The organism is Janthinobacterium sp. GW821-FHT03C10 (assembly GCF_059420865.1).
This window is the reverse complement of the sequence record NZ_JBWKUN010000005.1, coordinates 257,598-271,183: the sequence shown is the minus strand read 5'-3', so window position 1 is coordinate 271,183 and position 13,586 is coordinate 257,598. Positions and strand designations below refer to the sequence as shown.

Sequence of the window (13,586 nt, the reverse complement as noted above, 5' to 3'; positions counted from 1 at the left end):
ACCTTGATATTTATCAAGCTTTGCTGTTGGTTTGTTTCCAATTCAACGTTGATCAGGACAACAACTTGATACCGTCGAGCGAGGCCGCGCACTGCTCGCGTATCACGCTGACGAAATCGCGCACGTACGCCTTGTCCTGCAACGGCTCCGGCACGGACACGTACAAATCGCTCCACAAGCCATGCTCGCCCACCGGGCGCGCCACCACATAATCGTAATCGACGTAATTCTTGATGGCCCAGTTCGGCAAGGCGGCGATGCCGCGCCGGCTCGCCACCAGTTGCAGCACGGCCACCGTCAGTTCGGCCGTGCGGCGCTCGAAGACGATGCCGGCCGGCTTCAATACTTCGCGGATCAGGTCGATGCGCTCTTCCGGCACGGGATAGGTGATCAGGGTCTCGCCCGTAAAGTCGGCCGCCATCAGCCGGCGCTGCGCCTGCAGCCGGTGCTTCTGCGCCATCACCACCAGCATTTCAAAGCGGAACAGGGGAAACACGGTGAAGTCGGGGCCGTACGGCGAGCCGATCACGAGATCCGCCTCGCCCGAGCGCAGCAAGTCCGCCGGCTCGCTGTGAAAGCCGGAGACAAGATCGATCTCCACTTCCGGCCAGCGCTGGCGGAACGCATCCATCACGGGCATGAGCCAGTCGAAACAGGTATGGCACTCGAGCGCCACGCGCAGCTGCCCCTTGTCGCCCTGCGACAAACGCGCCACGTCGCGCTCGGCCAACTCGATCTCGGGCAGCAGCTTGTCGGCCAGGGCCAGGAGCCGGCTGCCCGTGGCCGTAAACGCGATCGGCATCGACTTGCGCTCGAACAAGGGTGCGTTATAGCGCTCTTCCAGCAAACGGATCTGGTGCGACAGCGCCGACTGGGTCAGATTCAGCAATTGCGCGGCGCGCACCAGGCTGCCGGAGGAGCGCAGCGCACTCAGGGTGCGCAGGTGGCGGATTTCTAGCATCGGGAAAATGAGATCAGTGCGTGAATTATTTTCATGTTATTCGGTAAAATGTTTCGTTTTGATTATAGATCAAGTTGCCGCACACTCTAGCGCATTCACATTAAATCTCGATGACATCATGCCCATTCGTACCCACATCCTTGGCTTTCCCCGTATCGGCGCCGCGCGCGAACTGAAATCGGCGCTGGAAAGCCACTGGCGCGGCGAGATGTCCGAGGCGGCCCTGGAAACGACGGCTCAACAATTGCGCGCACGCCACTGGGCGCAGCAACGCGACGCGGGCCTGGCCTACGTCACCGTGGGCGACTTCGCCTTCTACGACCAGGTGGCCAGCCATATCCAGCTGCTGGGCTGCGAGCCGGCGCGTTTTGATTTCGGCGCGGAACAATCGCCGCTGTCGCGCTATTTCACGATGGCGCGCGGCGGTACCAACCAAGCGGAGCATGCCGGCTGCAGCCACGGCCATGCGCTGGAAATGAGCAAGTGGTTTGACACCAATTACCATTATCTGGTGCCCGAATTGTCGCCGCAGACCCGCTTTTCGCTGGCGTGCGAGCGCCTGCTGGCGGAAGTGGCCGAGGCGCAGGCGCTGGGCCACCAGGTCAAGGCGGCCCTGATCGGCCCCCTCACCTTCCTGTGGCTGGGCAAGGAAAAGACGCCGGGCGAGTCGGCATTCCACCGCCTGGCCCTGCTGGAACAATTGCTGCCCGTTTACGGCGCCCTGCTCGACCGCCTGAAACAACAAGGCGTGGCCTGGGTGCAGCTCGACGAACCGATCCTGGGCCTGGACTTGCCCCATGCGTGGCGCAGTGCCTTTGAAAGCGCCTACTGGCAGCTGAACCAGGTGGGCGTCGACATCCTGCTGGCCACGTATTTCTCGCCGCTGGAAGAAAACCTCAGCCTGACGTGCCGCCTGCCCGTGGCCGGCTTGCACGTGGACGGCATCCGCGCGCCGCATGAACTGACCAGCGTGACGGACTGGCTGCCCGCGCATAAAGTCTTGTCGATCGGTATCGTCGATGGCCGCAATATCTGGCGCACCGACCTCGACGCGGCCCTGGCCGTGCTGCAGCCGCTGGCGGCCAAGCGCCACGGCCACCTGTGGCTGGCGCCGTCGTGCTCGCTGCTGCACGTGCCGTTCAGCCTGGAGGCGGAGACGGAGCTCGATGGCGACATCAAGAGCTGGTTGGCGTTTGCCACGGAAAAGCTGGCGGAACTGTCCCTGCTGAAAGGTGCGCTGGAAGGCCGTCCCGACGATACCGCGCTGGCGAGGTCCCGCCGTGCCATCGCCAGCCGCCGCGCCAGCCCCCGCGTGCACCGTGCGGCGGTCGCGCAGCGCCTGCAAGCGCTCACGCCCACCGTGGACCGCCGCGATTCCAGCTTCCCGCAGAGGCCGGCCATCCGCGCCGAAATCGCCCACGCCGTCGGGCGCCAGGAAGCGCTGGGCCTGGACGTGCTCGTACATGGCGAAGCGGAACGCAAGGACATGGTCGACTACTTCGGCGAACAGCTCGACGGGTTCGCCTTCACGCGCCATGGCTGGGTGCAATCGTACGGCTCGCACTGCGTGAAACCTCCCGTCATCTATGGCGACGTGCAGCGCCCCGCCGCCATGACTGTCAAATGGACGGTGCACGCGCAAAGCCTGACGAGCAAACCGGTGAAGGGCATGCTGACGGGCCCGGTGACGCTCTTGCAATGGTCGTTCGTGCGCGACGACCAGCCGCGCGCCGCCACGGCGCTGCAGATCGCCCTGGCCATCCGCGACGAGGTGGCAGACCTGGAAACGGCCGGCATCGGCATCATCCAGATCGACGAGCCGGCCATCCGCGAAGGCTTGCCGCTGCGCCGCGGCCAGCGGGATGCCTGCCAGGACTGGGCCGCGCGCGCCTTCCGCATCGCCGCCTCGGTGGTCGGCGACACGACGCAGATCCACACCCACATATGCCATGCGCAGTTCAACGACATCCTGCCGCAGATCGCCGCCATGGACGCCGACGTCACCACGATAGAGACGAGCCGCTCCGACATGGAACTGCTGACGGGCTCAGGCCAGTTCCAGTACCCGAACGAAATCGGCCCCGGCGTGTACGGCATCCATTCACCGCGGATTCCCTCGACCGTCGACATGGTGACATTGCTGCAAAAGGCCAGCGGCTTGAAGACGCGGGGCTGGGCGGAAACGGAGGCGGCCTTGAAAAACATGGTGGCGGCGGCACGGCAGATGCGCGCCGCTTAATCCTGGACCAGCGCCGCCAGGGCGCATTCTCGGCGGCTTGCAGGGCGGCGCAGCGGTTTTCCGGGGCGCCGCCCGTTTTTTTTGACATGAAGTAGGTGTTGCCCTGCGGAATAGCACGCGCCAGGCCCCTGATGCTGATTTTTTTGCAGTAGAATGCAAGAAATTTACTGCTCCCATTGTTGCCGTACGGAACATCTGGCCTGCCGCAGTTTCACTTTGATAAATGTTTATGTCCAAAAGCCCGTCGCAGAAGCCTATCGAAATCAAGATTTCCACCGTCGTTGCAGTCTCCGCCATTCTGCATAGCGCCGATACGCAGGCACTCGATGCCGCCTTGCGCGACATGACGGGAGGCGTGGCGGACTTTTTCGAGGACGACCTGGCCGTGCTGGACGTGGCGGCCTTGCCGCCCGGCAGCGTCCCCATCGACTGGGCCGCCCTCGTGGCCCTGCTGAAAAAATACCGTTTGAATGCCGTGGCCGTGCGCAATGCGCCGGCCGACATGCATGACGCCATCCTGGCGCAAGGCTTGAGCCTCGACAGCGGCAAGACGCGCGACGATGCGCCACCCAAGGATGGTCCCAAGGATACCCCCACGGCGGCCGCCCAGGCGGGCGCCGACGCGCAAGTGATGGTGATCGACACGCCCGTGCGGGCCGGCCAGCGCATCTATGCGCGCGGCTGCGACCTGATCATCACCGCCGTCGTCAACAATGGCGCCGAAATCATCGCCGACGGCAGCATCCACGTGTATTCCTCGCTGTACGGCCGCGCGCTGGCCGGCGCCTCGGGCAATCCCCAGGCGCGCATCTTCGCGCTGGCCATGGAACCGGAACTGGTCTCGATCGCCGGCGTGTACCGCACGTTCGAGGATGGTTTCCCCGCGGAAATGGCGCGCGGGCCCGCGCAAATTCGTTTGGCTGGAGACAGAATCGATATACACTCTGTCAATCCGGTCACTCCCGTGAACCGCTCTTAAGCTGCACAATTCAAGAGATATCTGAAAAGGATTATTTGTGGCAAGAATTATTGTTGTGACGTCCGGCAAGGGCGGTGTCGGCAAGACGACCTCTAGCGCCAGTTTTTCCACTGGCCTGGCCATGCGCGGCCACAAGACAGCCGTGCTCGACTTCGACGTGGGCCTGCGCAACCTCGACCTGATCATGGGTTGCGAACGCCGCGTCGTCTACGACCTGATCAATGTGATCAATAAAGAAGCGACCCTGAACCAGGCCCTGATCAAGGACAAGCACTGCGACAACCTGTTCATCCTGCCCGCGTCGCAGACGCGCGACAAGGATGCCTTGTCGGAAGAAGGCGTGGAACGCGTGTTGAACGACCTGATCAACATGGGTTTCGAGTTCATCATCTGCGATTCGCCGGCCGGCATCGAGCATGGCGCGCTGATGGCGCTGACGTTCGCCGACGAAGCCATCATCGTCACCAACCCGGAAGTGTCGTCGGTGCGCGATTCGGACCGCATCCTCGGTATCCTGCAAGCCAAGTCGCGCCGCGCGCAGACGGGCGGCGAACCGGTCAAGGAACATCTGCTGATCACCCGCTACTCGCCGAAACGCGTGGAATCGGATGAAATGCTGTCCTACCAGGACGTGCAGGAAATCCTGCGCATCCCGCTGGTGGGCATCATTCCGGAATCGGAACAAGTACTGGCCGCCTCGAACCAGGGCAATCCGGCCATCCATTTCACGGGCACGGACGTGGCGCAAGCCTATGAAGACGTGGTCTCGCGCTTCCTCGGCGAAGAGGTCGAGTTGCGCTTTACCAACTATGAAAAGCCTGGATTACTCCAGCGCATTTTTGGGGCGAAGTGATATGGCCTTGCTTTCTTTCCTCTTCCCCCCCAAGCCGAAGACGGCGACCGCGGCCAAGGAACGCCTGCAGATCATCATCGCCCGCGAACGCAGCGGACGCGATGGTCCGGACTTCCTGCCCGCCCTGCACAAGGAATTGATCGCCGTCATTTCCAAGTACACCAAGGTGAATGCCGACGACATCAAGATCTCGCTGGACCGCCAGGGCAACCTGGAGGTGCTCGACGTGAACGTGGTGCTGCCGGACGCGTAAGCTCTAATCCGGCCTTACTCCGGCCTGACCGTGAGCAATTCCTGCGCCACCGCGGCGCAGGCATTCACGTGCTGGTTGCCGATCTGGCGGAATACGGCGTAGCCGATGGCCGCCGCCACTGCCTGGCCGGCGAACGGCACGAAGCGCGCCACCTGCTTGGTGGCAATCTTGACGCCGCTGCGCTTGAGCAGGTGGAGGATCAGTTCGCGCGACACTAACTTTCCTACCAGCATGCCGCCCATGCCCACCGCCGCGCGGTAGGCCATCATCTTGAACTGCGGGTTCAGGCGCTCGATCTGCTCGGGCGTGAGGCCGAATTCGTGGTTGATATCGTTGATCAGCATGGAAAACAGCCCGACATCCGACATCAGGTCGATGCCGGGAATGGGTATGGCCGAGGCGCCGGCCGACATCATGGCGCGCCGCTGCACCAGGCGCCGGCAACGCTCGCGCACTTGCTCGATTTCGGCACGACTGGCCGGTATCAGGGTCCAATCGGTAGTGCTCTTGTCTGGCATGGCCGCTTCTCCGCTAGTAAGGGTAGATGAACAAGTGTAACGTAAAGGGTCAGCCCTCCGATTTCACTGGACACAGTTGCAATCTCTGTTATATTTCACTTGAGCATTCCTTAACATTACGATAAGCAGAGCAGACCGTCTGTTTGTTGCTACACACTCCAGCCCATTATGCGAATTGCCGTACTCGATAGCGACCATAGCCAGGCAGAACTGATCTGCCAGGTGCTCACCGCCGCCGGCCACGCTTGCCACGAGTTTCAGAGTGGCAAGGAAATGCTGGGGCAACTGCGCAAGGACAGTTGCGACATGCTCATCCTCGACTGGCATGTGAGCGATCTGGACGGCGCGGAAGTCTTGCGCCGTGCCCGGGAAAAACTGGCGCCGAAGGCGCCCGTGTTGTTTATGACCAACAGTTCCGGCGAAGACGACGTGGTGGCGGGCATGACGGCCGGCGCCGACGATTACATGATCAAGCCCCTGCGGCGCAGCGAACTGACCTTGCGCACCCAGGCGCTGCTGCGCGTGGCGTACCCGGCCCAGAATGGCGCCGAATACTTGCAATTCGGTCATTACACGTTTGAGACCCGTCCCGGCCGCCTGTTGCGCGATGGCGAAGTGCTGGACGTGACGCACAAGGAATTCGCCCTGGCGCTGCTGTTTTTCCGCAACCTGGGCCGTCCCCTGTCGCGCGCCTACATCCACGAAGCCGTGTGGCAGCGCGACACGGCCTTACCCTCGCGCACCATGGATACGCACGTCTCGCGCGTGCGCAACAAGCTGCAGCTGAAACCGGAACACGGCTACCGCCTCGTGCCCGTCTACAGTTATGGTTATCGGCTGGAAAAACTGGGCGGCTGAACGGCGGCAAACGGCTGACCTGCTCAAAGCGCGGGCACAAAGCGTTATAATGTCGCCATAAGTCATCCAACAGCCCTGAAATGCAACTGCTCGCCGTCGGTCTCAACCATACCACCGCCCCAGTGTCGCTCCGCGAACAGCTGGCGTTTGCGCCTGAGCACTTGGGCCAGGCGGTGATGGCGGCGCGCACCTGGTTCCAGCGCATCGACTTGCGCGACAACGACGAGGCGGCCATCCTGTCGACCTGCAATCGCACCGAGCTGTATGCGGCCAGCCATGTGCCCAATCCGCTCGACGCGGGCGCGCATTTCCTGGCCGACTACCACCAGCTCAACTACAGCGAGCTGCGCCCCCACTTGTATATGCTGCCGCAGCACGATGCCGTGCGCCACACCTTCCGCGTCGCCTCCGGGCTCGACTCGATGGTACTGGGCGAAACGCAGATCCTGGGGCAGATCAAGGACGCCATCCGCACGGCCGACGAGGCGGGCGGCCTGGGCACGTATCTGCACCAGTTGTTCCAGCGCAGCTTTTCGGTGGCCAAGGAAGTGCGCAGCAGCACGGAAATCGGCGCCCACAGCGTGTCCATGGCGGCCGCCGCCGTGCGCCTGTCGCAGCGCATCTTCGACAAGATCGCCGAGCAGAACGTGCTGTTCATCGGCGCCGGCGAAATGATCGAATTGTGCGCCACGCACTTTGCCGCGCAAAACCCGAAAAGCATCACCATTGCCAACCGCACCATGGAACGGGGCGAGGAACTGGCGCACCGTTTCAACGGCAAGGCGATCCGCCTGGCGGATTTGCCCGAGCAGTTGCACCAGTTCGACATCGTCATCTCGTGCACGGCATCGTCCTTGCCGCTGCTGGGCCTGGGCCTGGTCGAGCGCGCCATCAAGGCGCGCCGCCACAAGCCCATGTTCATGGTCGACCTGGCCGTGCCGCGCGACATCGAAGCGGAAGTGGGCCGTTTGAACGACGTCTTCCTGTACACGGTCGACGATCTGGGCAAGGTCGTGCAGACGGGCCTGGAAAGCCGGCAGGCGGCCGTGGCGCAAGCCGAAGCCATCATCGAGACGCGCGTGCAATCGTTCATGAGCTGGGTCGACGACCGCGCCATGGTGCCCGTCATCCAGCATCTGCATGAAAACAGCGAAACCTTGCGCCTGCTGGAAGTGGAACGGGCGCGCAAGATGCTGGCCAAGGGTGCCGATATCGACGCCGTGCTCGAAGCGCTGTCGAAAGGCTTGACGGCCAAGTTCCTGCACGGTCCGCAGCAGGCGCTGCACCATGCGCAGGGCGACGAGCGCAAACAGCTGGTCACCCTGCTGCCGAAACTGTTCCGCCCCCGCCGTTAGCGCAGCCCCGCTGGCCGCCCAAGGCCGCCCCCTGCCCGCCTGCCGGGCTTGCATCATCCCTATACTCTTTTACCGCGAATCGCTATGAAACCATCCATGCTGGCCAAACTCGATCAACTGGCGAACCGCCTGGTCGAACTCGACGAACTGCTGATGCACCCGGACGCCACCTCGAACATGGACAGCTACCGCAAGATGACGCGCGAACATGCCGAGCTGGGCCCGCTGGTGGCCCTGTACCGTTCCTACCAGGAAGCGGGCAACGACATCGCCACGGCGCAAGAGATGCTGGGCGATCCGGACATGAAGGAATTCGCCCAGGAAGAGATCGAGGCAGCCAAGGCCACCATGGCGCGGCTCGAGCGCGAATTGCAGACCATGCTGCTGCCGAAGGACGTCAACGATGAGCGCAATATCTTCCTGGAAATTCGCGCCGGCACGGGCGGCGACGAGTCCGCCCTGTTCGCCGGCGACCTGCTGCGCATGTACACGCGCTTTGCCGAGCGCAACCGCTGGCAGGTGGAGCTGGTGTCCTCGTCCGATTCCGACCTGGGCGGCTACCGCGAGGTGATCGTGCGCGTGGTCGGCAATGGCGCGTATTCAAAGCTGAAATTCGAGTCGGGCGGCCACCGCGTGCAGCGCGTGCCGGCCACGGAAACGCAGGGCCGTATCCACACGTCCGCCTGCACGGTGGCCGTGATGCCGGAAGCGGACGAAGTGGAAGACGTCAACATCAACCCGGCCGACCTGCGCATCGACACCTACCGCGCCTCGGGCGCGGGCGGACAGCACATCAACAAGACCGATTCGGCCGTGCGCATCACCCACTTGCCGACCGGCATCGTCGTCGAATGCCAGGATGACCGCAGCCAGCACAAGAACAAGGCGCAGGCGATGAAAGTGCTGGCCGCGCGCATCAAGGACGTGCAATTGCGCGAGCAGCAGTCGAAGGAAGCGGCCACCCGCAAGAGCCTGATCGGCTCGGGCGACCGCAGCGAGCGCATCCGCACTTATAATTTCCCGCAAGGCCGCCTGACGGACCACCGCATCAACCTGACGTTATATAAACTGGACTTCATCATGGATGGGGATTTGACAGAGCTGACGAATGCGCTGGCGGCAGAGCATCAGGCGGAGCTGCTGGCGGCGCTGGGCGACTAAACGCTGGCGCCGTTGTGTCGGCTTACGCTGCGCTAAGCCGACCTACGCCGACCTACGCCGCAATTTGTAGGTCGGCTTAGCGCGCAGCGCGTAAGCCGACAGCTTTAAGTAGCGGCTAAGCAATAAAAATCCGGCCTTGTGCGAAAATGACCAGCTCGATTCCATCCACCTCACCGTGTCGCCCATGAAAAATTCACGCACCGTCCTCCTGTCGATCGCCGCCCTGTGTTTCCTGATGCTGGGCGTGGCCATGTATTTGCAGCATGCCATGAACATGGCACCGTGCCCGCTGTGCGTGATCCAGCGCTACCTGTTCCTCGCCATCGGCATCGCCTGCCTGGCCGGCGCGGCCGCGAACAAGCCAAAGATCGGCGCCGGCGTCGGTGTGCTGGCGGCCCTGGGCGGCCTGGGCGTGGGCGCCAAGCATCTGTACGTGCTGGCCAATCCCGGCTTCTCGTGCGGCATCGACCCGGTGGAAACGGCGCTGAACAAGATTTTCACGGCCGAGCTCATGCCCTTCATGTTTGAATCGTATGGCGCCTGCGAAAACGCCGGCGAGCCGTTTTTCGGCCTGTCGATCCCGCAATGGGCGTTCGCCTGGTTCGCCATTTTTACCGTAGGCCTGCTGTGGACACTGCTGCGCCGCAAAAAATAATAGACTATTCATGCCAGAAACACTGATCCCCGCCGGCAGCACTGTCGGCGCCCTGCAAATCCGTCCGCTGCTCGACCCGCTCGACAACCGCATCCTGCTCGGCCACGCGCTGGGCCTGTCGCGCGTCAGCTTGATCACGCAATCGCAGCGAGTCCTTACTCCCGATGAAACCGAGCGTTTATCGGGCTTGCTGGCGCGCCGCCTGCAAGGCGAGCCGATCGCCTATATCGTCGGCCAGCGCGAATTCTTCGGCTTGCCGTTCGAGGTGAACGAGGCCGTGCTGATTCCCCGCCCCGACACGGAAGTGCTGGTGGAACTGGCGCTGGAGCGCCTGCCGCCAGGCGGTCGGGTGCTCGACATGGGCACGGGCAGCGGCGCCATCGCCGTCGCCCTGGCGCATACGCGGCCCGACGCCGTCGTCACGGCCCTGGACGTGAGCAGCACGGCACTGGCCGTGGCGCGCCGCAACGCCAGCGCCAACGGCGTCAACATCACCTTCATGGCCAGCGACTGGTTCGAAGCGCTGGGCACGGAAAAGTTCGACCTGATCGTCTCGAATCCCCCCTACATCGCCAGCGGCGACCGCCACCTGGCCGAAGGCGACCTGCGCTTCGAACCGGCAGGCGCGCTGACCGACCATGCGGACGGCCTGTCGGCCCTGCGCACCATCGTTGCCGGCGCCGCCCGCCACCTGGCAACGGGCGCCTGGCTGCTGATGGAACATGGCTACGACCAGGCGGCATCCGTGCGCGAGCTGCTGGCCGCTGCCGGCTACAACAAGGTGCAAAGCTGGCGCGACCTGGCCGGCATCGAACGGGTCAGCGGCGCCCGTCTGGGCTGACGTTGCCACCTGCGCAAAGCTTGACCCGGCGGCGCGCCAGATCCCCCGCAGTTTGTTAAAATATCAAGCGAATTCCTGACCGAAGCGCCGTCCCCGTTCCCCGGGGCGGACGCTGGCGACGCGGCGTTTTTTGGGCCGGCGCCGACGCATTTGCCAAAATTCGGTTAATCTCAGCACAAATTATTTATATGCTGCACAAGAAAGGAAGCTCAAATTGCCCAACCTGTTGACTCGCCGCCTGGCATTGCTGACCGAAGATGCCAACCGCGCGCTACTGGGCGGCTTGCGCGGCATCGAGCGTGAAACCCTGCGCGTCGACCATGCCGGCCATCTGGCTTCCACGCCCCACCCCGCCGCCCTGGGCTCGGCGCTGACGCACCCTGAAATCACCACCGACTACGCCGAAGCGCTGCTCGAATTCATCACCCCGGCGGAAGCCGACATCGCCGTCACGCTCGACAAGCTCGATACCGTGCACCGCCATGCCTACAGTCGCCTCGGCGACGAGTTGCTCTGGAGCCAGTCGATGCCCTGCCAGCTGCCGCCCGAGGAAGATATCGAGATCGCCAATTACGGCAGCTCGAACATGGGCATGCTCAAGCACGTCTACCGGCGCGGCCTGGCATTGCGCTACGGCAAGGCCATGCAATGCATCGCCGGCATCCATTACAACTATTCGTTGGACGAACAGCTGTGGCAAGTGCTGGCCAGCCATCCGGACACCCGCGCCAGCGCGGCGCACGCGGCCGCGACGCCGAAAGACGTGCAGTCGGAAAGCTACCTGGCGACGATCCGCAATTTCCGCCGCTACAGCTGGCTCTTGATGTACCTGTTCGGCGCTTCGCCGGCCCTGTCCGCCGGTTTCCTGCGCGGCCGCGCGCACAAGCTCGACACCTTGTCCGACGACACCCTGTTCCTGCCGTACGCGACCAGCCTGCGCATGAGTGACCTCGGCTACCAGAACGACGCCCAGTCCGGCCTGCGCCCGCACGAAAACAGTCTCGATGATTACGTCAACGCGCTCACGCACGCCGTCAACGACCCGTATCCGCCGTATGCGGCGCTGGGCACAAAGCAGGATGGCGAGTGGATTCAATTGTCCACCAACGTGCTGCAGATCGAAAATGAATACTATTCGACCATCCGCCCGAAACGCGTGATCCGCACGGGCGAGCGCCCCATCCAGGCCCTGTGCCTGCGCGGCGTGCAATACATCGAAGTGCGCTGCATGGACGTCGACCCGTTCGAACCGGTGGGCATCAGCCTGGAAACGGGCCGCTTCCTCGACGCCTTCCTGCTGTTCTGCGCGCTCGACGACAGCGCGCCGATTTCTGCCGAGCAAAGCGCCTGCTACACGCACAATTTCGCCCGCACCGTCAAGGAAGGCCGCAAGCCGGGCTTGACCCTGCGCCGCGATGGCGAGGAAATCCGCTTGCAGGCCTGGGGCGAGGAATTGCTGGCGCGTATCGCGCCTGTGGCGGCCCTGCTCGATGCGCGCCATGGCGGCACGCAGCATGCGGACAGCCTGGCGGCGCAAGCCCGTAAACTGGCCGACCCGGACGCGACACCATCGGCAAAGGTATTGGCCGAGCTGCGCGCCAACGGCGGCTCGTTTGCCGCCTTCGGCCTGCGCCAGAGCGAACGCCACGCCGCCTGGTTCCGCGCGCATCCGCCCACACCCGAGCAAAGCGCGTACTTCGACCAGCTGGCGGAAAGCTCGCTGGCCGAGCAGCGCGCCATGGAAGCGGCACCAGCCGGCAGCTTCGACGATTTCGTCGCCGCCTACCGCGCCAGCACCCTGTGCTCGCACACCTGACCTTGCGCAAAACGCCCCGATGCTGACCTTCTACAATGAATTGCACGGCCAGCACCGGGGCCGCTTCGAGATGTTTCGCGGCGCCATGGTGCCCTGCTTCGAGACACCGGAGCGGGCCGACATGGTGGTGGCCGAGCTGGGGCGGCGCAACCTGGGCCGCATCGTCACGCCGCACGGCGTGCCGCTGACGTCGCTGGAACGCATCCACACGCCCCGCTACCTGCATTTCCTGCGCCACGCCTGGCACGACTGGCTGGCGCTAGCCCCCGACAACGCCAGCAAGGACGCCTTGCCATCCGTGTGGCCCGTGCGCACCCTGCGCAGCGACATCGAACCGGACGACTTCACGGCCAAGCTGGGCCTGTATTCGATGGACAACGGCACGCCGCTGACGGCGGGCACCTGGACGGCGGCCAAGACGGGCGCCGACTGCGCCGTCAACGCGGCCCACGCGCTGCGCCTGGGCGAGCGGGCCACGTTCGCCCTGACGCGCCCGCCCGGCCATCACGCGGGCAGCGATTTCTTTGGCGGCTACTGTTTTCTGAACAACGCGGCCCTGGCCGCGCAGCACCTGCTCGACGACGGCGCCCGCAAGGTCGCCATCCTCGATATCGACTACCACCACGGCAACGGCACGCAAAGCATCTTTTACGGACGCGACGACGTGCTGTTCGCCTCCATCCACGCCGATCCGCGCAGCGAATACCCGTTTTACCTGGGTCACGCCGACGAGACGGGCAGCGGCGCGGGACTCGGCTACAACGTCAATCTGCCGCTGCCGGCCGGCACATCCACGGCCAGCTGGTTCGCCGCGCTGGAGACGGCCTGCCTGCGCATCAAGATGTATGCACCCGACGCCCTGGTGGTCTCGCTCGGCGTGGATACGTTCGCCGGCGACCCGCTGTCGCATTTCTCCCTGCAAAGCGGCGACTACCTGCGCGTGGGCGAGCGTCTGGCGCATCTGAACCTGCCCACCGCCTTCATCCTCGAAGGCGGCTATGCGGTGAAGGAAATCGGCATCAATGTGGTGAACGTGCTGGAAGGCTTCGAGACGGCAGACTAAGCGTCTGACGACGTGACTTTGTGTACAACAAGGC

At 63.8% G+C, this 13,586-nt stretch carries 13 protein-coding genes; 11 read left to right on the top strand and 2 right to left on the bottom strand.

Translation table 11 applies throughout. The features are described from left to right. Positions 1-52: 52 nt before the first annotated feature. Complete coding sequence (locus AC07VH_RS18305) at positions 53-961, bottom strand: LysR family transcriptional regulator (protein WP_475416956.1); 909 nt, start codon at positions 959-961, stop codon at positions 53-55. A 118-nt stretch (positions 962-1,079) separates the two neighbouring features. Here AC07VH_RS18305 and AC07VH_RS18300 point away from each other — a divergent pair, with 118 nt between their 5' ends. From AC07VH_RS18300 to minE, 4 genes are all read left to right on the top strand, one after another. Continuing rightward, positions 1,080-3,200 (top strand): 5-methyltetrahydropteroyltriglutamate--homocysteine S-methyltransferase, encoded by a 2,121-nt coding sequence (locus AC07VH_RS18300; RefSeq protein ID WP_494787561.1) that lies wholly within the window; start codon positions 1,080-1,082, stop codon positions 3,198-3,200. A 229-nt stretch (positions 3,201-3,429) separates the two neighbouring features. Then, on the top strand, positions 3,430-4,179 hold the full coding sequence (gene minC / locus AC07VH_RS18295; protein ID WP_489629259.1) for a septum site-determining protein MinC: 750 nt from the start codon (positions 3,430-3,432) through the stop codon (positions 4,177-4,179). Positions 4,180-4,216: 37 nt separating this feature from the next. Continuing rightward, the gene (minD, locus tag AC07VH_RS18290; protein ID WP_034752889.1) at positions 4,217-5,032 is read left to right on the top strand and encodes a septum site-determining protein MinD; all 816 of its coding nucleotides are present in this window, start codon (positions 4,217-4,219) and stop codon (positions 5,030-5,032) included. Between the two features lies 1 nt (position 5,033). After that, entirely contained in the window at positions 5,034-5,285 is a 252-nt protein-coding gene (gene minE / locus AC07VH_RS18285) for a cell division topological specificity factor MinE (RefSeq protein WP_034752886.1), read from the top strand. Positions 5,286-5,299: 14 nt separating this feature from the next. Here the strand turns inward: minE and AC07VH_RS18280 are convergent, their stop codons facing one another. Next, on the bottom strand, positions 5,300-5,803 hold the full coding sequence (locus AC07VH_RS18280; protein WP_070313088.1) for a hypothetical protein: 504 nt from the start codon (positions 5,801-5,803) through the stop codon (positions 5,300-5,302). Between the two features lie 168 nt (positions 5,804-5,971). Between AC07VH_RS18280 and AC07VH_RS18275 the strand changes: the two genes are divergently transcribed. The 7 genes from AC07VH_RS18275 to AC07VH_RS18245 all read left to right on the top strand — a co-directional run bounded on the left by AC07VH_RS18275 (position 5,972) and on the right by AC07VH_RS18245 (position 13,552). Next, positions 5,972-6,661 carry a response regulator transcription factor gene (locus AC07VH_RS18275; protein WP_046681910.1) on the top strand — a complete coding sequence of 230 codons (690 nt, stop codon included), beginning with the start codon at positions 5,972-5,974 and terminating at the stop codon, positions 6,659-6,661. An 80-nt stretch (positions 6,662-6,741) separates the two neighbouring features. Then, complete coding sequence (gene hemA, locus AC07VH_RS18270; RefSeq protein WP_070313089.1) at positions 6,742-8,016, top strand: glutamyl-tRNA reductase; 1,275 nt, start codon at positions 6,742-6,744, stop codon at positions 8,014-8,016. Between the two features lie 84 nt (positions 8,017-8,100). Then, a complete protein-coding gene (gene prfA / locus AC07VH_RS18265) occupies positions 8,101-9,177 on the top strand; it encodes a peptide chain release factor 1 (protein WP_475416953.1) in 1,077 nt (358 codons plus the stop codon). Positions 9,178-9,361: 184 nt separating this feature from the next. Continuing rightward, complete coding sequence (locus tag AC07VH_RS18260; protein ID WP_494787562.1) at positions 9,362-9,832, top strand: disulfide bond formation protein B; 471 nt, start codon at positions 9,362-9,364, stop codon at positions 9,830-9,832. Between the two features lie 10 nt (positions 9,833-9,842). Next, entirely contained in the window at positions 9,843-10,673 is an 831-nt protein-coding gene (gene prmC / locus AC07VH_RS18255; protein WP_494787563.1) for a peptide chain release factor N(5)-glutamine methyltransferase, read from the top strand. A gap of 214 nt (positions 10,674-10,887) precedes the next feature. Continuing rightward, a complete protein-coding gene (gshA, locus tag AC07VH_RS18250) occupies positions 10,888-12,489 on the top strand; it encodes a glutamate--cysteine ligase (protein WP_475416951.1) in 1,602 nt (533 codons plus the stop codon). 19 nt (positions 12,490-12,508) lie between these two features. Further along, complete coding sequence (locus tag AC07VH_RS18245) at positions 12,509-13,552, top strand: histone deacetylase family protein (RefSeq protein ID WP_475416950.1); 1,044 nt, start codon at positions 12,509-12,511, stop codon at positions 13,550-13,552. Positions 13,553-13,586 lie beyond the last annotated feature (34 nt).

What these genes read in the sequence shown, in the direction of transcription:
- AC07VH_RS18305 (WP_475416956.1), bottom strand. Translation starts at nt 961, where the DNA reads ATGCTAGAAATCCGCCACCTGCGCACCCTGAGTGCGCTGCGCTCCTCC.
- AC07VH_RS18300 (WP_494787561.1), top strand. Translation starts at nt 1,080, where the DNA reads ATGCCCATTCGTACCCACATCCTTGGCTTTCCCCGTATCGGCGCCGCG.
- minC (WP_489629259.1), top strand. Translation starts at nt 3,430, where the DNA reads ATGTCCAAAAGCCCGTCGCAGAAGCCTATCGAAATCAAGATTTCCACC.
- minE (WP_034752886.1), top strand. Translation starts at nt 5,034, where the DNA reads ATGGCCTTGCTTTCTTTCCTCTTCCCCCCCAAGCCGAAGACGGCGACC.
- AC07VH_RS18280 (WP_070313088.1), bottom strand. Translation starts at nt 5,803, where the DNA reads ATGCCAGACAAGAGCACTACCGATTGGACCCTGATACCGGCCAGTCGT.
- AC07VH_RS18275 (WP_046681910.1), top strand. Translation starts at nt 5,972, where the DNA reads ATGCGAATTGCCGTACTCGATAGCGACCATAGCCAGGCAGAACTGATC.
- hemA (WP_070313089.1), top strand. Translation starts at nt 6,742, where the DNA reads ATGCAACTGCTCGCCGTCGGTCTCAACCATACCACCGCCCCAGTGTCG.
- prfA (WP_475416953.1), top strand. Translation starts at nt 8,101, where the DNA reads ATGAAACCATCCATGCTGGCCAAACTCGATCAACTGGCGAACCGCCTG.
- AC07VH_RS18260 (WP_494787562.1), top strand. Translation starts at nt 9,362, where the DNA reads ATGAAAAATTCACGCACCGTCCTCCTGTCGATCGCCGCCCTGTGTTTC.
- prmC (WP_494787563.1), top strand. Translation starts at nt 9,843, where the DNA reads ATGCCAGAAACACTGATCCCCGCCGGCAGCACTGTCGGCGCCCTGCAA.
- AC07VH_RS18245 (WP_475416950.1), top strand. Translation starts at nt 12,509, where the DNA reads ATGCTGACCTTCTACAATGAATTGCACGGCCAGCACCGGGGCCGCTTC.